This window comes from Bacteroidia bacterium, assembly GCA_016218155.1.
In the GTDB taxonomy this organism is placed as follows: Bacteria; Bacteroidota; Bacteroidia; order Bacteroidales; family GWA2-32-17; genus GWA2-32-17.
In genome coordinates this window covers 1-20371 of record JACREQ010000020.1, presented here as the reverse complement: position 1 = coordinate 20371, position 20371 = coordinate 1, and the positions used below count along the sequence as shown (strand labels likewise).

Here is a 20371-nt window from a genome sequence, read left to right as displayed (position 1 = left end):
TTCGTCATTTATTTTTCAGATTGAGTTTTAATTCTGGTTTATTTCTATTATTCTTTCAATTGCATATAAAGGAAAAACTTCAATTTTCTGATATTTTGAAAAATTTTCCAATGAAATACGAATTCCAATATTTGTTTTTTTACTTTCCATAAAAATATGTAGGCTTTGCATTTTGCCTTGTGTTCCAGACTTTACTTCTACAGGTAATATCTTGTTATTTAGCTCAAGTAAGTAATCAACTTCTGCGCTACTACTACGTTTTTCTCGGTGCCAATAATAAAGTTCTGGTTTGGAATGAGTAAATAAATTTTTTATGAGTTCTATCCCTGTATATTGTTCGGCTATATTTCCTTTATTAATCTGATTAAGGTTTTCAGCTGTTATGAAATCGGCCATCTTTAGCTTTAAAGAACGTTGAATAATGCCTGTATCAAAAAAAATAACCTTAAAAATTTTAGAGTTTTTTCCGATTGAAAGTGGTAATCCATTTGCAGAACTATGTAGTACTTTATAACAAAGTCCAGACATAATAAGCATTTCAAGTGCTTCGTTTTTTTGAACCTGGTTACCATTTTCAGAAGATTTTGAAACGTTAAATTTATTTCCAGATTGATTCATTACTGAACGGAATACATCTTTTAATCGTCCTACATTTATTCTTGATTTATATTTTGCAAAATCGTCTTCTAGCGAAATAATAATGTTATCAAGTATTCTTTGTGTTTGAATTAGATCTCCTGTATCAATAAAAGTTTTAACAGCCTCAGGCATTCCTCCAACTATCATAAATTTTTTAATCCAATCTGTTAAGTTCTTATGAAACGTTTCATCTAAAGAAGATTCAGGAGAAGCTTTTTTCTTCATTTTAATTAGTCCTGTTTGCTTAGCAGCTTCCAAAAACTCATTAAACGACATTGGGTACATAAACAATGATGTTATTCTTCCAACGCCAAATGATGGAATCTCTTCTAAAGCAAACTCAAGTAAAGAGCCAGTGGCAACAACATGTAAATTAGGTCTTCTTTCGTGAAAATATCTTAATGATTGTATTGCAGGTTTACAAATTTGTATCTCATCCAAAAACAAAAGCGTTTCTCCATCAACAATTGGTATGTTATAATAAGCAGAAAGTTTTGTACATATTTCATTTGGATTTAGGTTACCGTCAAAAAACTGTCTTATTTCAGATTCTGAGTCAAAATTTACTTCTAAAAAGTATTTGAATTGCTTGCCTAATTCACGAATTATATATGTTTTTCCAATTTGTCTTGCACCCCTAAGTAGAAGCGATTTTCGTTTCTGGTCTTTCTTCCATTTTTCTAATTCGCGTAATATGTATCTATTCATGTGATTATATGTAAAATTTGAACAAATATAAATATAAATGTTAAAAAGTCAAGGCAAAATATACTTTAAAATGTTAAAAAGTCAGGTCGAATATGGTCGTGTTTTGTTAAAAAGTCAATGCGAATGATTCTGGATAATGAATTATAGTTTTTTTAATAATATTTTAATAAAATCATCAAAAGCAAAAAAGCAGGACTTAAATTCCTTCTTTTTTATTTCTTTGGTGTTCAAACTGGGTTTTATTTCCTATTCATACTATTTAAACTAGCTTGCGATTACCTTCGGTGATCTGCAAATGGGGGATATTAGCACATAATAAAATACAATGACTTCGTCATTTATTTTTCATTTGTTAATATTCGCTCAGATAAATCTGGCTCATAAATACAAATGAAAAAAGCCTTCTTTCAAAGGCTCTATGCATTTTATTTTGTGATTCCGAAGCGATTCGAACGCTTGACCCACAGCTTAGAAGAAATGTTTAATCTAGCAGTTTTAATTTTCATATTTTTATATATTCTTATAAATCAATTTTATAAGAATTTTTTGTTTATTGATATATTGATTATTATTTCGATTTTTCATATATTTGTTTAATCTATGTTTAAACCAATATTAAACTTAACAATCAGATATGGCAACATTTAAAGTTCTATTATATACCTCAAAGGTATTAAAAAATGGTGAACATCCAATAATGTTACGAATAATTATGAATAGAAAAGTTAAGTATGTTTCTGTAGGTTATTCATGTCCAATTGATTTGTGGGATTTAGAGAAAAATGAGCCTAAAAAGAAACATCCTAATAAACAATTATTAGATATTGTAATTAAGCAAAAAAGAATCGATGCGGAAAAACTCTTATTATCATTAGATGAAAAGAAATCTTATTATAGCCTAAACGAAGTTCAGAAGAAAATTAAAAAGAAACAGGGTTCAATGGGAGTGTTTCCATTTATCGAAAAAATAATTAAAGATTTGAAGGCAGCAAATAGATTAGGTAATGCAACAGTCTATGGTGATCTTAAGAATTCGTTAAGAAATTTTACAAATAAACAAGAGCTATGTTTTTCAGATATTTCAGTCTCATTTTTGCAGAAATACGAGCAATATTATAGAGAGAAAAGTGTTGTTAAACAGGTAAAAGTTCGGACTGAGATTAAGAATAGTAAGAATAGTAAGAATAGTAAGGATAGTAAGAATAGTAAGGATAGTAAGAATAAAAGAAAAGTATATGATACTGTAAAAGATGGAAAGATTTCAAGGGGAGTCAAAGAAAGTAGTATGTCATATTATATGCGAACTTTAAGGGCAGTATATAATAAGGCTATAATAGAAGGTGAGGCAGAAAGAGATACATATCCATTCAGAGATTATAAAATTTCTAAGTTTAATTTGGAAACGGTAAAACGTGCTATTTCAAGAGAAGATTTAAGGAAAATAGAGAAATATAGATTTCATCCTGAATCAGATGTATTTGATTCAGTTAATTATTTTCTATTTAGTTTTTATTGTAGCGGAATAAACTTTACTGATATAGCTCAATTGACCTGGCAAAATGTTATTAATGGTAGGTTAATTTATAAACGTGCTAAAACAGGTAAGCAATATAATCTTGGAATTTTAAAGCCAGCTCAAGATATTTTAGATCACTATTCTAAAATTAGCTTAGGAGAAAATGATTATATATTTCCAATTCTATATAGCAAAATTCATAAAACTGAAGAAACTATAAGAAATAGAATACATAAAGTTTTATATCAAACTAATGAAGATCTTAAATTTGTTTCTGCAAAAGCAAAACTTTCTATCGAGCTTACAACTTATGTTGCAAGGCATTCTTATGCCACAATACTTAAAAAAAGTGGAATTTCTACTTCAATTATCAGTGAAGCTCTGGGCCATAAATCTGAGAAAACAACACAAATTTATTTAGATAGTTTTGAAAACAACGTGCTTGATGAAGCAAATAAAAATTTATTGTAATGTTTATTAAGCTATTTTTTCTTTTTTCCTAATTCATTATCGATTTCGATTTTGAGATCCAAAAATGAATCAATATCATTGTTAGAACATTCTTTATTATTATCAATTACAGTCATTCCATATTCAAAATACTTTTGTGCCATTTCAGGATCATTATTGTCTAGATAAACTACACAAAGCATTCCGATTAAATAAATAACTGCATATAGACATCCCTAGAAAATGCATAAATTTATATGGCTAATATTTAAATAAATTATCTTATAACATCGTGCTCATTATATCCACATTCTGTTAAATAATCAGATTTTAAAAGTTATTGATTAATAATTACATAAAAAAAGATATGTGCAAAAATGTGAAAATTGATACGCTTTGATCTGAAACAGTATTAATTACGGATTATTGATTTATTTTTGTAGAAAACTTTTTTTATGCCAGCAAAAGTTAAAACATTTTCAGAATTAGCATTGGAATATGGTGTATGCAGAAATACACTCAGAAAATGGATTAAACCCATAGAAAAAGACCTGAATCTTTCCCGAAGAGCACTTCATGAATGGCAAGTGAAAAAGATTTAAATGTTTTTAGATGAGCCAAGATAGGTAAGTCATTGTTATTAAGTTTAAAATATTATTTTTCAACAATTTTCATTTTCTGTTGTTAATAAAGTGTTTTTCAAAATTAAATGGCACTTGTTGGCATCTATTTGCCATTTGTTAATTTTTCAAATATTTGCGATTTATTGAAGTTGTTTGAAGTCAAATGATGATTTGGAGTGATTTTTTATGTTTGCTTTAATATAACATTATGCTATATGACGACTTTTAGTGAAAATAAATGCATGTTTTGAAAGTTGTTGATTAATAATTACATGAAATTGAGAGGGTGGAAAAGGGCGGTAAACGGCGGTAAACCATGCCATAAGGATACAAATATAGATTTCTTGATTTATATTTGTAAAAACTTTTTTTATGCCCGCCAAAGTAAAAACTTTTTCAGCTTTAGCCACGGAATATGGTATTTGCACAAATACTCTGCGAAAATGGATAAAACCAATTGAAAAAGAATTAAAATTAGATAGAAGGGCGTTGCGTGAATGGCAGGTAAACCTAATTTATAGTTTTCTCGATAAACCTTGAGTTTCTTAGGTTTTATTTCTCATATAATATTTTAATATTTTAAGCAGTTACTTTAATCTAGGAGTAACTGCTTTTATATCATATGATGTTCTGATAATTATATCTATATGGTTTTAGTGTTTTGTAAGTGAATATAACACAATGTAATATTTTGATATTATTTTCCGATATTTTTATATATTCAAATAATTCAATTGTTTATAAAATAAGCTTGTTCAGTCTTGCTCATTCTTGCTCACTTTTGCTCATTCTTATTCAAGCATGCTCATTTTTGCTCAAGTATGAAAATTTACTGCCGGAGATTTGCAAATAAATATTTATTGTTTCATTAAAAATCTTACGAATATGAAAATCGACAAAAACAGACCAATGTATTCTTTAAGTGTTGAAGAGTACATGCAATTGAATCAGGAAATTCTTGCAAACTTTAAAAGCCCTGAGGCTGAAAATGAAAAGAACAACACAGAAATTATGGATATTGATGAAGCAGCAATTTACTTGAAAATGGCTAAGCAAACTGTTTATTCAATGACTTCCAAAAAAACACTGCCTTATTTTAAGAGAGGAAAGAGAATCTTCTTTAGAAAAGTTGAGTTATTAGGCTGGCTTGAAAAAGGTCGCAAGTACACGAATGAAGAATTATTGGCTAAAATTAAGCAGGAATAATGGCGACTGATGTTTTACCTGCAATTGCAGGACTGGAAAGGATTATCCTTGAGCTATCAAATGGACTTAGACGTTATGTTCAAAAAGAAGGAGCTAGTGATATTTATATCCAGAAACAAAACGAGTTAATTCTTGAATTAACTAATCTTTATAACAGGCTTTCAGGTCTCAAATATCTTGAGACCTGGGAGAGCCTGGAAAGAAGAATAGAAAGGCTTGAATTAATAGATCCACAACTCACTGCACATACAATAGTATTGCATACAAAACCAAGTAAAGGTTATAATTATTCTTTCATTGAAATAAATCCTTTTCGATTATGATGAAATATGATCCTATAACAAAGCAAAAATTAAATAGTGATATAGTATCATTTAATGTTGATCAAGGATTGAATTCGGTGAATATTATTTGTAAGCCTATTCGAAATGCAGCACAACGTTTATTTGATGCAAAGAATCAACCAGAAGTTAAACAATTGTTTTCGGTGATATGGCATAGTAATGAATTACACTTAATGTTTGCTGATACAGGCATTGGAAAAAGTATACTTGCTGTAGCTTTGGCTGATGCGATTAGTAAGGGGAGAGGATTATTATGTTTAGACAATCATCATGAACCATTAACAGTATTGTATTACGATTTTGAACTTTCTGATCGACAATTCAGGAAAAGATATTCTGATGACATTGGGAATGAATATTCTTTTAGTAATTATTTTTTTATTGATACGATTGATTTTACAGAATTAGATAAGCAATATCCAGGCAGATCTTTTACTGGTAAATTATTTAACAAATTGCAAGCTGATATTGAGGAGCATCAGGCTAATGTTTTAATTATCGATAATCTAACTTATTTAAACGGACAAAGTACACAGGATACTCAAGTTGCACTTGATGTTATGCGTAACCTTAATGATTTAAAAAATGATTTTGATTTATCAATTTTAGTGTTAGCTCATACTCCAAAGCGTAGTATGAGTTATCCAATAACTATAAATGATCTTGCTGGTAGTAAACATTTAAGTAATTTCGCCGATAGTGTTTCTACTATTGGTAAAAGTGTTCAGGGAACCAACATCAGATATATTAAACAACTAAAAAGTCGTAGCAGTGAGGTGGTATATGATAGTAATAATGTAATTTGTTGTGAGATTGCCAAGAAAGATAGCTTACTGACATTTACTCTTCTTACTTTTACTACTGAAAATGAACATTTAAATTTTGATCCGGCTAGTCAGAAGGAAGAACAGAAAGAAGCAGCTCGTGAACTTCGTAGAGAAGGAAAATCTGTTCGTGAAATTTCTCAACAATTAGGTGTCCCGGTTACTACAATTCACCGTTGGACAAAAAATTTAAACGAAAATTCCTTTCAAGGTGAAACAAATGGAACAGATGGAACATGTCCTTTTTAAAATGGAACAGTAATAAATTAAATTATATTGCAGTAAATCAGCTGTATGAAAGGAGAAATATTTGAAAGTGTTCCATTTTTAAATAGTGGTACAAAATGGTACAAGTGGGACAAATGGTACAATTGGAACAAATGGAACGAATGGAACAAATGGTACATCAACTTCAGTGGAACAAAAGTGGAACAGTAGTTTTGTGTTGATAATGAGATAGTCAAGCTTTGTTCTTCAATTTGGTGTTCCATTTTAATGTGGAACGGAACAGATAAATAAACGATTCTTAATAAAAATTGGCAATAGTTAAACTATTGCCTTTTTTAATTATTCCTAAAATTAATAACATTGAACAGGGTTCAAAGTGGATCCAATTATGTTTAATTAAAATTAATTTATTATGAAAGTTACATTAGTTGAAGAAGAAATGATTAATCGGTTAGTAAATAAAATCGATCAATTGGAATTGAAATTCGAAGGAATTGTAAAAAAGGCAAATTATCCATTAAATGAACGATGGTTGAATGTCGAAGAGGCTACTCAGATATTAAATTGTTCAAAAAAAGTGCTGTTTCAATATAGAGACAACTTTTTAATTCCATACACGCAAATTAATCACAAGTATTTTTTTAAAGCTTCTGATATAGAAAAATTTCTTAATTCAAACTACAAACCAATAAGAGGTTTCTAAAATTAAATAAGGAGGAAAATTATGTCAAGAAGAAAAATTTCATTAATGTTTTATATAAGAAGAAACAGATTGCTTAAAAATGGCGAAGCCGCAATAATGGTAAGGATAACCGTTGAAAGACAACATACTGAAATGTCTGTTTATAGATCAATAAAACCCGAACTTTGGAGTTTTGTTAAAAGTTGTAATCTTAACAAATCAAAAGAAATTACTGAAACTATTAAATATATTGAATATGTAAGGAGACTATTTAACGATTATGTTGTTGAAATGCATGAAAAGGACAAAGATATAACTGCAATAGGTTTGAGAAATGCATATTTAGGAATTAATACTGATGATAAAACTATTGTTCCCATTTTTAAGGACCATAATGAGTCTGTCAAAAAATTGATTGGTAAGGATTTTGCAAAAGCTACATCTCAAAGGTATGAAACATGTTTATTGCATCTTAAGAACTATATAAAACAAAAGTATAATGAAGAAGATATATTTCTTAAGAAAATAAACCCTGATTTTATTAGTGGTTTCGAATTATATTTAAAAACTACCAGAAATTGTAATCATAACACAACAGTTAAATATATTCGGAATTTTAAAAAAATTATAAGAATATGTTTTTTGAATGGTTGGATTACTAAGGATCCTTTCGCAAGTATTAAGCATAGTTTAAAAAAAGTTGATAAGGATTTTCTGACTGAAGAAGAACTTTTTAAAATTATGAATAAGAAATTCACAATTGAACGTCTGGAATTTGTTAGGGATGTTTTTTTATTTGGCTGTTTTACAGGACTAGCTTATTCAGATTTATTTAAACTTACTTCTAAAAATCTTGTAAAAGACGAAGAAGATAAAATGTGGATTCATACTCGTAGAACAAAGACAGGAACTATTTGTCATGTTCCTTTGCTGCCGATTGCTTTACTAATACTCGATAAATATAAATCTAATCCTAAGTGTGCAATTTTGGATAAATTGTTACCTGTTTATTCAAATCAAAAGATAAATGCTTATTTGAAGGAGATAGGAGATCTGTGCGAAATAAATAAAAATCTTTCTTCGCATATGGGAAGGCATACTTTCGCAACAACAGTTACTTTGAATAATGATGTTCCTATTGAATCAGTTTCAAAGATGCTTGGACACAGTTCGATTAGAATGACTCAGGTTTATGCAAGGCTTTTAGATAAAAAGGTAGGAAAAGACATGGGGCAAATTTATAATAAGTATTCAATTTAATTATCTTCGTAACCACTGTTACAGTAATAGTGGTTACGAAAATTTAAATTAGAATCAAGAGATTTAAAAAGAGGGTTGGATAATAGCACTTGTTTTGCTAAAATAGAATCGTATAAATAAATGCTGTTTAGAATGAATTTGTAATCAAAAAAAATATAATAATAAATCTGCAACATTTGCTCAATTTCGAGTAGATATTTAGATGAAAATACATATAAGTAAAAGAAAATCAATATAATAAATTAATGTATTGTTTCGGATAAATTTATTACATTTGACAAAATAGACCCAAATATGAAAAGTGAAAATATAATATACGAATCATTGAAGTGTAGAATAAAAACTAAAAATAATATTTTGTAATTTAATGCTTGAATTTTATTATACACATTATTTTAAAACTTTTAGAAAGAAATCGCAACAACTTGCGAAAGAATTAACATTTGTTCTAAAAAATGAAAAAATAGAAATTATTTTATCAGAAATTGAAAGCATTCCAGTTGAATATTTGGAATTATTAGATAACAAAATATACAATAAGTTAAACGATATTTATTTTACTATACGAAAAAATGATGGTGCAAATCATCCACTTTTTAAAAAATATTTACCAGAATTAAAACAAAAATCTAAGTCCAAATATTTATTTGCGGATTTCTTTAGTGGGGCAGGAGGTTTAAGTCAGGGTCTTATAAATTCGGGATTTCAACCGGCTTTTGTTAATGATAATTATACAGCAGCTCTTGAAACTTATTATTTTAATCATACGTTACCTCTCAGCCATTTTTATAATGGAGATATAAAAGCTTTAGTTGATGATTTTGATAAGTATGAAAAGTATTTTAAAAATGTAAAAATTCTGGCTGGTGGCCCGCCATGTCAGGGATTTTCAATGGCAAATAGGAGAAATTTTAAATTAGAAGGTAAAAATAAAACGAAAAGATTCATTGAGGATGAAAGAAATATTCTTTACAAATATTACGTAAAGCTTTTAGGTTTGATTAGGCCAGACTTCTTTATAATGGAAAACGTAAGAGGAATGAAGAAAGTAGAAAAGCAAATTATTGAAGACATCCAAAATGAAACAAACCTAGAATATTCATTTATTTCTCTAGAACTAGATGCTCAGAATTTTGATATTCCGCAGAGCCGTAGAAGATATATCCTTGTTGGTGGTAAAAATTTCATGTTTATTAAGCAAGTTGAAAATAATATTTTGCAAAGGCAAAAGAAACAAAGTCAATATAAACTTTCTGATGCATTATTTGGTTTACCTATAATTGGAACTAATCCGATTAAACTAAATACTGAAAATGATAGTAAATTTCACGGGTTTACTATCAAAAAACAAAATGTAAAACAAAATAAATATTTAAAAGGTATTAATAATAATACTGAGATTGATTATCTTTTCAATCATAAATCGAGATATAATAATTCAAATGATTTAGAAATATTCCAATTACTACCTGAAGGTGAGAATTCTCTTCATAAGAGTATTCAGCATTTAAATAATTATACAAATCGTAATCATATTTTTAAAGATAAATATTACAAACTTAAGCGTGATGAAGTTTCAAAAACAATAACTTCTCATATGAAGTATGATTGTCATATGTACATTCACCCTGAACAGCCAAGAGGATTAAGTCCTAGGGAGGCTGCACGCTTACAAACCTTCCCTGATAGTTATTTTTTTCGGGGAACTTTAAATGATTGGTATAAGCAAATTGGTAATGCAGTACCAGTAAAGCTTTCTGAAATAATTTCAAAAGAATTAATGAAATACTACGAATGAGATACGCTGAATTATTTTCGGGAATAGGTGGCTTCAGAAGTGCAGCCGACTTGATTTCACAAGACACTAGAGTGAAGTTTAAGTGCGCGGGTTTTTCTGAAATTGATCAACATGCAATAAAAACATATTGCAGTAATTATAAATTAAATGGCGAAACTAGAATGCAAGACATTACTCGTTTTGTCGAAGATAAAAAACAGATTGCATCGTTAGGTGATTTAGATTTATTATTAGGTGGTTTTCCATGTCAATCTTTCAGTTTGTTAGGTAAAAAACTTGGATTGGAAGATGAAAGGGGCAAGATCCTTTTTAGTATAGATAAAATACTAAGAAAGAATAAGCCAGAGTTTCTTATTTTAGAAAATGTTAGAAATATAATAAAACATGATAATGGAAATACACTGGATGAGATTCTAAATTTTTTTAAGGATCATAAATATAAATATACTAATTATGTGATTCTTGATTCCCAACATTTCGGTTTACCCCAGAAAAGAGCTAGGATATATTTTGTTTGTAGTAAGAAACCATTAAAAATTGAATTAACTGAAGAAGCTATTATTAAAAATTTTAACAATATAAAGAATCACTCATTACATACTTATAAAAATGTACTAGATATTCTAGAAAAGAAAGTCGATAAAAAATATTATCTATCAGAAAAAATTAAGCATACAATACTTGCAGATGGATCAAAAAATTTTAAGAGTAATTCACAAATAGACTTAGAAATAGCTAGAACATTAACTGCAACGATGGTAAAGATGCATCGTGCTTGCCAAGATAACTATTATTCCGACGACTTCATAAATAAAGGAAAATCACACAAGAATACGTCCAAAGAAATACTTTTCAAAAAACCAGTTAGGCGTTTAACACCAGAAGAAGCATTACAATTACAAGGATTTTCTAAGTCTTTTTATCAAAATGCAATTTTAGCTGGTGTTAGTGAGCATCAATTATATAAACAGGCTGGAAATGCATTGAGCGTTAATACAGGGTATGCATTGCTTCATTATTTATTTGTTAATCTAAAAATCCAAAACAAATAAATGTCTAATTTAACAAAAGAAATATGGCTAGTGGCATTTTTTCTCTCAAAATATGGGAATACCCAAGAGGGTAAAGAAACTTCTCCTCCAATTGAATTAAAGACTTTAAAATGGAAAGATGCATATTGCTTATTTTATAATAGGTTTGGTGATAGTAAAACGATTAAATCATTTGCGAATAGTTTAAAAAATTGCAGGGATGCTTTTGATGGGCATATTGAAAATTCAACAAGGAATGGTTGGCGAGAGTTAAACAGGAAACCAATTAAGTTACCACAATTAGCTAAAAGTATTTTCAATAAGTATAATTCTGTAAGTAGAGAAAATATTTGGGATGAAATTAAACTCTTTATTATTGAAAAAAAAATAGATTTAATTAGCTTAACAAACATGAATGAAAAAAAGAAAAATCCGGATTGGAATAGAGAAGAATTAATACTTGCACTTGATTTATATTTCAGAATGGATTATGGGCAAATGCATGGAAGGAATCCTGAAATTATTCAACTCAGTAAAGATCTCAGAAATTTAAGTTTTCATTTGGATGTTTCTAATGAAGATTCTTTTAGGAGTGTAAATAGTGTGTCATTAAAGTTAGCAAATCTTAAAAAATCAGATCAGAATTTTAAAGGAAAAGGAATGCGAGATGGAGGAAGGCTAGAGAAAGAACTTTGGAATGAATTTCATGGTCATCGGGATAAATTAAAGAAAGAAGCAGACTTAATTAGAACTTTATATTTAAAGAAAGAGGATAAGCTTGAAGCTAAAGAAACAAAAGTCAATTATAAGTCAGAATTTATTTTTAAGTTTCATGAGAATCGAGAAAGAGATCCATTATTCGAAAAAGTTAAAAAGGAGATGGTGTTTACTAATACTAAATCTTTGAAATGTGAGGTGTGTGGATTTGATTCAGCTTTTTTTTATGGTGAATTGGGTAAAGATATAATGGAAATACATTATTGTAAAGAATGGAAAGATGAGCCAGTACTTGAATCAAGTTCAATGGAAGATTTTATTATTGTTTGTAGCAATTGTCACAAAGTATTACATAAGAATTACTTTTATTTAGGTGCTGAGGATTTGAAAACAATTATTCGTAAAAAGAAATAATATAACATAATGAAAAAACAGATTCCTTTATATGATATTGTAAGACCTGAACCTGAAAATTTATTACAGTCTGCGAGATCATTTGGGTATTCTGTTGAAACAGCAATTGCAGATATCATTGATAATAGTATTACTGCCAAAGCATCTAAAATAGCAATAACTTATGGAATTGATCTTTTTTCATCCTATGTCAGAATAGAGGATAATGGAAAAGGAATGACTGAAAAGGAACTTTTAAATGCAATGAAGATTGGTAGTTTTAGTCCAACGCAAGTTAGGAATTCAAGTGATTTAGGCCGGTTTGGTTTAGGCTTAAAAACAGCTTCTTTTTCTCAGTGTAGAAGATTAACAGTCAAAACAAGAAATAAGTCCGGTAAAGTTTTTATTAGATGTTGGGATTTAGATATAGTTATAGAAAAAAAAGATTGGGTTTTATTAAGAGAATGTGCTGATAAAAATTCTGTTGTTAATGTAGGTGATTTTTCATTTGAAAATGAAGGAACAATTGTACTTTGGGAGAAATTAGATAGGTTAGTTGAAGCCAATGAAATAAAATTTGAAAGGGAGCATTTTTATAGAAAATTTGATAATGTAAGAAAGCATTTAGGCTTAATATTTCACAGATTTATTGAAGAGAAGAAGATTTCTATAATTGTAAACAATGAAAAAATTAATGCTATAAATCCTTTTAATGTTTCTATTGAAATTCCTTCTCAAGAATTACAAGAAGAGCAACTTTCAATTAATAATCAGCAAATAATAATTCAACCATATGTACTTCCTCATGAATCTAAACTTTCGCCTGAAGAAAGAAAAGATCTACAAATTATTAAAGGTTGGACTGAGCATCAGGGCATATTTTTATATCGTAACAAAAGATTAATATCAGATGGCACTTGGCTTGATTTGAATTTTAAAAAAAAAGAAAGTCAACGACTTTGTAGGATATGTATTGATATTCCTAATACTCTTGATTCCGAATGGCAGATTGATGTAAAAAAAGCTTCAGCTAAAATTCCTGATGTTATTAGGAAACAAATTAAAAATATTTGTCTTAATGCCATTGATAAATCTATTAAAATATATACAACTAGGGGTGCCTATATCAGAAGGAAAGGTCAAAAGAAAGATATAGTTTATTTATGGTTAGTAAAGCAAAAAAATGGCATTAAAAATTATTATGTAAACGATAAACATCCACTATTTGAATTGATTTCAGATTATCTTTCAGATGAGGCTGATGTTTTCAAAAATTACATGAAGCTTATTGCTGAGTCAATACCAGTAAATTTAATCGTAAATGACTTTTCAGATCCAGACACTATTATTGAAACGCCTTTGCAGAATAATAATGCTGCACTTGAAAAAATGTATGAGTACGCATTGACAGTTATTGTTGATGCAGGTTGTTCGGAACAAGATGCAAAAAAGCAGCTTGATTCAATGGATGTATTTCAGAAATTAAACTTAAAAAAATGATTCATTTTAACGAACTTAAATCAAATGCTAGAAGCTTATTTGAATCTTTCAAAAAAGTAATGGATTACGATAAGGCTATCACAGAAGCAATTTCAACTGTTTGTGTCCCTTTTTCTGCTGAAAATATTATCCTGCAAGGGAAAGCATTTTCATCAATGGAAGAAGTTAAAAGTTATATTCGTAAAGAGTTAGAAGTAGAAGTAAATATTATTGTTGAAGAAGGAGTGCATTATTCACTTTCTGATAGTGAAGGTCACATTGATTGGTACAGGTCAAAAAAAGCAGATGATAAAATTAATTTTCGTTTTTGGAAACGTTATAAAAAATATCTAACTCACATAAAAGGATGGGCAGAGTCTTCGGTTGACAAAATTGATATAATTTCTGATGAAATAATGGAAGATATTGAAGATCCCATTATTCCTAATAGACCATTTGATCGGAGGGGACTGGTAGTTGGCTATGTGCAATCTGGTAAGACTGCAAATTTCATGGGTATAATTAATAAATCTATTGATTCAGGATACAAGATTATTATTGTATTAGCAGGTATGCATGAAAATTTGCGACAACAAACGCAAGAAAGAATTGATGAGGAAGTATTGGGTATAGATACAAATCCTGAAGAGAAGCAAAAAAGAATAGGTGTGTCAACGCTTCCTGGAGAAGTTTACATTCCGATTGATTATTTTACCGAATCTAACCTTAAACCAAATAAAACAGGTGATTTTAATATAAAAAAATCTAGAGGTACAGCTCCAAGTAGTAGTCGACCTATTATTTTCGTCGTTAAGAAGAATAAATCTATTTTAAATAATCTAATTGATTATTTTCAACACTGGATAAATATATTTGATGATGATTTTACAGTTAAAAATAAAGGAATTAATCAATTTAACAATTTGCCATTACTTGTTATAGATGACGAATCAGATCAAGCATCTGTAAATACCAGAGCTGAAAGAGATAAAGGTGGTGAAGAATTAGATCCTACTGCAATTAACGATTGTATAAGAAGAATTCTTAATCTTTTTAGACAAAAAGTATATATTGGATATACTGCAACACCATTTGCAAATATTTTTATTCGACATGATACGGATAATAAATTAGGACTTGATTTATTCCCATCAGCTTTTATTAAAACTTTAGGAGCACCATCAAATTATCTGGGGCCAAAAGAAGTTTTTGGATTAAAGGATGGTATCGAGAATGGCTTACCTATATTCAGAGAAGTAAATGATGCTGGTCAACCATTACTTGAAGCTGGTCTGGATAATTACACTTTTATGCCTATAAGGCATAAACCAGATTACATACCCACAGAATTACCAAATTCGTTAAAGGAAGCATTAAAATCATTTGTTATTTCATCGGCTATTCGTTGGTATAGGGGACAGGAAAATAAACATAATACAATGCTAATTCATTGTACGAGATATAACACTGTTCAAGAATCCCTTGCTAATCTTATTCATGGCGATGGTGGAGAATTTACTAAACTTAGAAATTCTATTATAGAAAATGAAATTGATGTTTTAAATGCAATGAATGAATTATTCGAAAGGGATTTTAAAACTACAACAAAAATAATGCTTGATCAAACCATTGAATGGAGCCAGATTCAACCACTATTAGCTAAAGTTGTTAGAAAAATCGAACCTTCTTGTTTGGTCATAAATGGTACAGTTGGTGATTTGTTAGATTATAAGAGTAAATCTCAAACTGGATTATGGGTAATTGCTATTGGTGGAGATAAACTTTCTAGAGGATTAACTTTAGAAGGATTGACAATTAGTTATTTTACAAGAAGCACATCCATGTATGATACCTTAATGCAGATGGGAAGATGGTTTGGTTACAGAAGTGGCTTTGAAGATTTGTGTAGGATTTATACAACTAGAGAACTTTTTGATTGGTATAGACATGTTGCAACTGCTTTTGAAACATTAAGGGCAGAATTTATTGAAATGAGTCGTTTAAAATTGACTCCAAAAGATTTTGGACTTCGAGTAGAAGATCATCCTGATATGATAGTAACTAATGTTATGAAAATGAGAGCTGCTGAGTCAATGCGTTTAAATTATCAAGGAACACTTACCGAAACTACCACAATCCCTTCTGATGATAAAATTTTAAAATCAAATTACCAAATTACCGAAGAATTTATAATCTCTTTAGGCGAACCTTCTGAAAAAGAATTAGGACAAAGAAACGTATGGTTGGATATTTCTGTTATCAAGATTCAAGAATTCCTTAAGGATTACAAAACATATAAAGGTTTACCACAAGCAAATTCTATTCGAATTAATCAATATATCGATTTGCAAAGACTACATGGTATTCCAGAGTTTTTTCATTGGAACGTCGTATTGGTTTCGTTAGATGTAAAAACAAATAGTAAAATAACCCCTTTTGCTGGTAAACAAATCGTTTTACCTGAAAGAACCATCACAAATAAAAGCTCTGATCGTTATTTTGTACAGAGAGTTCATGATCCAAAATTTGAGTATTCAGACTTTGATGTAGTTCAGAGAAAGTTTATACATGATAATAGTATTTCAAATAAAGCAGCGAGAAGTGAAAGTCCAAGAAAGAATAGACCTTTACTAATTGTTTATGTTTTGGCACTTAAGGATGATAAAACAAAACAAGAAGTTGATTTTGCATTTCAACCTGTAGGATTTGCAATTAGTTGGCCAACTTCTGCTTTATCCAAACCAATTAATTATGTAATAAATTCCGTTTATCAAGAACTTGAAATGACAGAATATGATTGATTATCTTAGTATTTGGAATTCAATTAATGATGAATCCAAAAATAGTACTCAAAAAACTCAAATAGCAAGAAAGATTCCTTCAAGCGGAGTATTTCCTGTTTTTCTTGCAACTGATTTTGGAAAAGGAACTAGGTTGTTTTATATTAAGATTACAGATGATCATAAAATATTAACTGAGAATTTGCCTAAATTTAGGGGTCTTGAGATCTCAATAATAGCTACTACATTAGGTGAATATGTAAATAAAGAATTTATAAAGTTTACACAGTCAATACCTAATACAAATAATATTTTCGAATTGGTTATTTCTGATATTTGCGATAAAATAATTAAAATAAATGATAGAAATAATTTAAATAGTACTCTTATAAATGTTCTTAATGAATGGAAGATATTTTTTGAAAAACAAGAAAATGAAATTCTTTCAATTGAAAGACAAAAAGGCCTTATTGGAGAATTACATTTTTTAAAGGATTACTTATTTAAAAAGTATTCATTTACTAATTCATTGTTATATTGGACTGGTTCTGATCGAACAAATCACGACTTTCAAATTTTGTCAAATGCAATAGAGGTAAAGGCTACATCAAGTAAACAACATAAGAAATTTAATATTTCTTCTGAGAAGCAATTGGATAATACCGGTCTTGATCATCTTTTTATTTCATTGTTTTCTTTTAATGTACATAACAATATGCCAGATAAGACATTGCCTGCATTTGTTAAGGAAATAAACTTTCAAATTCAAGATGATCCAATAGCATCCTATCTTTTTCAGATTAAACTTGCTAAATATGGGTATAATGAATTACATAATGACAAATATTTAAATAGTTTTTCACTATTTGATGTGAAGTTTTTTGAGGTTGTTGATGGATTTCCTAGGTTATTACAATGTGATTTACCTGAAGGAGTTGGTGATTTGAAATATTCGGTTGTTGTTTCAGCATGTTCACCATTTGAGATTAAAACAGATATTATTAATCATATATAACATAAACTATGGACTTACAAGAATTTGCGATTGATTTTTTAGAAGGTGCTTTAATTTCGGTAGAAAGTGATAATCTAACTCAGGAAGATTCCATAACAAATGATATTATGGAATATGCTATTGATTCAGGTGATGTGATTGCTGCTGAATTATGTCATTACAAAATTAAAGGAGTTAAAATAAATGCATGGAATTATGATGAAGAAAATGAAGTAATTGATTTATTTGTTACAATCTTTAAAAGTGAGCAACGTTTAGTTAAAGTTTCAGATAAAGATATTGAGGAAGCGTTTAACAAATTAGAAAGTTTCTTCTGGTTATCAAGAGAAGGCAAACTTTATTCCAAAGGTGTCGATATGGTTACATCTATTTTTGATGTAGTGCAAGTTATAGAACAGACTAAAGACACTGTTAAAAATGTAAGAATTTTTGTGTTAACAAATGGCCAATCTTCACCAAATGTAGTACCTAAAGACATTGAGAAAAACGGTGTTTTCTTAGATTTTGAACTATGGGATATTGAAAGAGTATATCAACAGTATTTAATTCGATCCGGAAAACAAAAAATTGAAATAGATTTTTTAAACGATTATAATTATAAGCTCAAATGCTTAAAAATGGATAATGTTAGTGAAAAAGTAGATGTATATCTTGCAATAATGCCTGGTAAGATACTTGCAAATATATACGATACATATAAGCAAGGATTACTAGAGAAAAATGTTAGAACTTTTTTGCAATTTAAGGCCAAGGTTAATCAAGGTATAAGAGATACCATAAGGAATACACCTGATATGTTTTTTGCTTATAATAATGGAATATCCACAACTGCGGAAGATATCGAGATTGACTATGAAGGTGATGTACCTTATATAACTCGAATTATTAATTGGCAAGTTGTTAATGGTGGACAAACGACTGCATCTATTCATGCAACATCTACCGAAAAAGATTCTGATTTGTCTAAGGTTTTTGTACAAATGAAAATTTCTATTGTACAGCAAAAAGAAGAGATGGATGATATTGTTCCTAAAATTTCAAGATATGCTAACCTTCAAACAATAATTAAGGATTCAGATTTCAGTTCTAATAGTTCCTATCATGTTGCAATAGAAAATTTTTCAAGAACAGAATGGGTGCCTACTAAAACTGGTGGAAAGGCTACGAATAAATGGTTTTATGAGAGAGCTAGAGGACAATATCTTGATGAGAAATCAAGGAAGACAGGCAAGGAATTAAAGGCCTTTGATTCAGAATTTCCAAAGAAGCAAAAGTTTTCCAAAACGGATTTGTCTAAGTATGAAATGAGCTGGTGGCAGAGACCTCATGATGTAGGAAAAGGGGCAGAAAATAATTTTAAAATATTTACAAAAGAATTAGCTAGCGAAAAAAATGAAGTTAGTAAAAAGTATTACCAACGACTTATTGCTAAAGCTATTCTGTTTAGGGAAATTGATCGAATTGTTGCAAAAAGAAATTTAGGCGGTTATAAAGCAAATATGGTTTCATATATTTTATCTTGGCTATCATTTAAAACAAACAAAAGGCTAAATCTTGATTCAATATGGGAAAATCAAGCTATATCTGAGCCTCTTAATAATTTGATTGATCAAATGATTGATATTGCTTGGAAGCACATTAATAATCCATCAAAAGCTGGAATGAATATCGGAGAATGGTGCAAGAAACAAGAATGTTGGTTAACTCTAAAAGATAAATTTATTGATGTCAGTTTGATTAGAGAAGAAATAAAAAGCGAAAGTGATAACTACCTTGAAAACGATTTGGTAGGCCAAGAGCTTTCTCCTCAAGAGTCAAAAATGATTGAAGAAGCTGGAAAAATTAATGCAGAAGTTTGGTTTGCACTTTCCAAATGGGCAAAGGAAAATAATAGGTTTACTCCATTTGATAGAAAACTTGCTTATAACCTTGGTGTATTAGCTAACAGAAAGGCAGCTATCACCCCAAAACAAGCTAAAAATGCCTTAAGGATTATAAAACAAGCAAAAGAAGAAGGATTTCAATGATTAGAATTATTTGATATTTTTAAAGATAGTAAGTAGAATGAAATTATTAAATATAATGTTATGGAATTATTAGCTGTTTATGTAGAGGAATTTATTTGCTTTAAAGATTATACAATACCTTTTACTCCAGATTATAAGATATTAATTAATAAAATCGAAGATAATAAATATAATTATACTATAACAAATAACATTAGTATTGTAAATATTTTTGAAAAGGATTTCGGAAAGGTCACTGGATTTATTGGTGAAAATGGTTCCGGTAAAACTTCAATTGCGCGATTATTAAAATTGATTGCTAGTAATCATCCACCATTTTCAGTAATTATTATAGTTTATAAAGTAAATGATGAAATTTTTATTAGACAACATTTTGGTAAAAGGTCCACTTTTAAATCAATTATTATTGAAAAAGGTGAATCTTCTAGTTTGGATGTAAATATTACTGAGATAAATAATAATAGAAATGTTTTTGATGAATTTAACACAAAATTAATTTACTATTCAAATTTATTTAGCTATTCTGCAGATGATTGGTTAGATTATCCCTCTAACAAAATACCTTCTTTAATAAACTTATCTGTTGATTATACTTTAAGAAAAACCTTATCTTTTAATAGGGTTCAAGAAAGATTAATCAATTCAGTCACT

18 protein-coding genes are annotated in these 20371 nt (G+C 28.9%); 16 read left to right on the top strand and 2 right to left on the bottom strand.

What is annotated here, in order from left to right; all coding sequences use genetic code 11:
* Positions 1-27: 27 nt before the first annotated feature.
* Positions 28-1347 carry an ATP-binding protein gene (locus HY951_02715; protein MBI5538942.1) on the bottom strand — a complete coding sequence of 440 codons (1320 nt, stop codon included), beginning with the start codon at positions 1345-1347 and terminating at the stop codon, positions 28-30.
* Positions 1348-1981: 634 nt separating this feature from the next.
* Here HY951_02715 and HY951_02710 point away from each other — a divergent pair.
* Positions 1982-3334 carry a site-specific integrase gene (locus HY951_02710; GenBank protein ID MBI5538941.1) on the top strand — a complete coding sequence of 451 codons (1353 nt, stop codon included), beginning with the start codon at positions 1982-1984 and terminating at the stop codon, positions 3332-3334.
* An 11-nt stretch (positions 3335-3345) separates the two neighbouring features.
* Here HY951_02710 and HY951_02705 read toward each other — a convergent pair whose 3' ends face one another.
* Positions 3346-3516 carry a hypothetical protein gene (locus HY951_02705; GenBank protein ID MBI5538940.1) on the bottom strand — a complete coding sequence of 57 codons (171 nt, stop codon included), beginning with the start codon at positions 3514-3516 and terminating at the stop codon, positions 3346-3348.
* Between the two features lie 252 nt (positions 3517-3768).
* Here HY951_02705 and HY951_02700 point away from each other — a divergent pair, with 252 nt between their 5' ends.
* The 15 genes from HY951_02700 to HY951_02630 all read left to right on the top strand — a co-directional run.
* Entirely contained in the window at positions 3769-3915 is a 147-nt protein-coding gene (locus HY951_02700; protein MBI5538939.1) for a hypothetical protein, read from the top strand.
* A 393-nt stretch (positions 3916-4308) separates the two neighbouring features.
* The gene (locus tag HY951_02695; protein ID MBI5538938.1) at positions 4309-4476 is read left to right on the top strand and encodes a hypothetical protein; all 168 of its coding nucleotides are present in this window, start codon (positions 4309-4311) and stop codon (positions 4474-4476) included.
* A 345-nt stretch (positions 4477-4821) separates the two neighbouring features.
* Entirely contained in the window at positions 4822-5142 is a 321-nt protein-coding gene (locus HY951_02690) for a helix-turn-helix domain-containing protein (protein ID MBI5538937.1), read from the top strand.
* Positions 5142-5465, top strand: coding sequence for a hypothetical protein (locus tag HY951_02685; GenBank protein MBI5538936.1), 324 nt, complete (start codon positions 5142-5144; stop codon positions 5463-5465). The genes HY951_02690 and HY951_02685 overlap by 1 nt, the downstream gene beginning before the upstream one ends.
* Positions 5462-6559: an AAA family ATPase gene (locus tag HY951_02680; GenBank protein ID MBI5538935.1), complete on the top strand. Its 1098-nt coding sequence runs from the start codon at positions 5462-5464 to the stop codon at positions 6557-6559. Before HY951_02685 ends, HY951_02680 begins: the two co-directional genes overlap by 4 nt.
* Before the next feature lie 391 nt (positions 6560-6950).
* A complete protein-coding gene (locus HY951_02675; protein MBI5538934.1) occupies positions 6951-7241 on the top strand; it encodes a helix-turn-helix domain-containing protein in 291 nt (96 codons plus the stop codon).
* A gap of 21 nt (positions 7242-7262) precedes the next feature.
* A complete protein-coding gene (locus HY951_02670) occupies positions 7263-8480 on the top strand; it encodes a site-specific integrase (GenBank protein ID MBI5538933.1) in 1218 nt (405 codons plus the stop codon).
* Positions 8481-8847: 367 nt separating this feature from the next.
* Positions 8848-10278, top strand: a complete 1431-nt coding sequence (locus HY951_02665) for a DNA cytosine methyltransferase (protein ID MBI5538932.1) — start codon at positions 8848-8850, stop codon at positions 10276-10278.
* The gene (gene dcm, locus HY951_02660; protein ID MBI5538931.1) at positions 10275-11330 is read left to right on the top strand and encodes a DNA (cytosine-5-)-methyltransferase; all 1056 of its coding nucleotides are present in this window, start codon (positions 10275-10277) and stop codon (positions 11328-11330) included. Before HY951_02665 ends, dcm begins: the two co-directional genes overlap by 4 nt.
* Positions 11331-12440, top strand: coding sequence for a hypothetical protein (locus HY951_02655; GenBank protein MBI5538930.1), 1110 nt, complete (start codon positions 11331-11333; stop codon positions 12438-12440).
* A 9-nt stretch (positions 12441-12449) separates the two neighbouring features.
* On the top strand, positions 12450-13919 hold the full coding sequence (locus tag HY951_02650; protein MBI5538929.1) for an ATP-binding protein: 1470 nt from the start codon (positions 12450-12452) through the stop codon (positions 13917-13919).
* Positions 13916-16699, top strand: a complete 2784-nt coding sequence (locus HY951_02645; protein MBI5538928.1) for a Z1 domain-containing protein — start codon at positions 13916-13918, stop codon at positions 16697-16699. Before HY951_02650 ends, HY951_02645 begins: the two co-directional genes overlap by 4 nt.
* Complete coding sequence (locus HY951_02640; GenBank protein MBI5538927.1) at positions 16692-17693, top strand: PD-(D/E)XK motif protein; 1002 nt, start codon at positions 16692-16694, stop codon at positions 17691-17693. The genes HY951_02645 and HY951_02640 overlap by 8 nt, the downstream gene beginning before the upstream one ends.
* A gap of 8 nt (positions 17694-17701) precedes the next feature.
* The gene (locus tag HY951_02635) at positions 17702-19720 is read left to right on the top strand and encodes an AIPR family protein (protein MBI5538926.1); all 2019 of its coding nucleotides are present in this window, start codon (positions 17702-17704) and stop codon (positions 19718-19720) included.
* A 60-nt stretch (positions 19721-19780) separates the two neighbouring features.
* On the top strand, positions 19781-20371 hold a 591-nt coding region (locus tag HY951_02630; protein MBI5538925.1), incomplete at its 3' end, for a hypothetical protein.

Coding starts and splice junctions, on each gene's coding strand:
- HY951_02645 (MBI5538928.1), top strand. CDS start 13,916: ATGATTCATTTTAACGAACTTAAATCAAATGCTAGAAGCTTATTTGAA.
- HY951_02665 (MBI5538932.1), top strand. CDS start 8,848: ATGCTTGAATTTTATTATACACATTATTTTAAAACTTTTAGAAAGAAA.
- HY951_02695 (MBI5538938.1), top strand. CDS start 4,309: ATGCCCGCCAAAGTAAAAACTTTTTCAGCTTTAGCCACGGAATATGGT.
- HY951_02655 (MBI5538930.1), top strand. CDS start 11,331: ATGTCTAATTTAACAAAAGAAATATGGCTAGTGGCATTTTTTCTCTCA.
- HY951_02650 (MBI5538929.1), top strand. CDS start 12,450: ATGAAAAAACAGATTCCTTTATATGATATTGTAAGACCTGAACCTGAA.
- HY951_02690 (MBI5538937.1), top strand. CDS start 4,822: ATGAAAATCGACAAAAACAGACCAATGTATTCTTTAAGTGTTGAAGAG.
- HY951_02670 (MBI5538933.1), top strand. CDS start 7,263: ATGTCAAGAAGAAAAATTTCATTAATGTTTTATATAAGAAGAAACAGA.
- HY951_02680 (MBI5538935.1), top strand. CDS start 5,462: ATGATGAAATATGATCCTATAACAAAGCAAAAATTAAATAGTGATATA.
- HY951_02710 (MBI5538941.1), top strand. CDS start 1,982: ATGGCAACATTTAAAGTTCTATTATATACCTCAAAGGTATTAAAAAAT.
- HY951_02640 (MBI5538927.1), top strand. CDS start 16,692: ATGATTGATTATCTTAGTATTTGGAATTCAATTAATGATGAATCCAAA.
- HY951_02705 (MBI5538940.1), bottom strand. CDS start 3,516: ATGCTTTGTGTAGTTTATCTAGACAATAATGATCCTGAAATGGCACAA.
- HY951_02675 (MBI5538934.1), top strand. CDS start 6,951: ATGAAAGTTACATTAGTTGAAGAAGAAATGATTAATCGGTTAGTAAAT.
- HY951_02635 (MBI5538926.1), top strand. CDS start 17,702: ATGGACTTACAAGAATTTGCGATTGATTTTTTAGAAGGTGCTTTAATT.
- HY951_02715 (MBI5538942.1), bottom strand. CDS start 1,347: ATGAATAGATACATATTACGCGAATTAGAAAAATGGAAGAAAGACCAG.
- HY951_02700 (MBI5538939.1), top strand. CDS start 3,769: ATGCCAGCAAAAGTTAAAACATTTTCAGAATTAGCATTGGAATATGGT.
- dcm (MBI5538931.1), top strand. CDS start 10,275: ATGAGATACGCTGAATTATTTTCGGGAATAGGTGGCTTCAGAAGTGCA.
- HY951_02685 (MBI5538936.1), top strand. CDS start 5,142: ATGGCGACTGATGTTTTACCTGCAATTGCAGGACTGGAAAGGATTATC.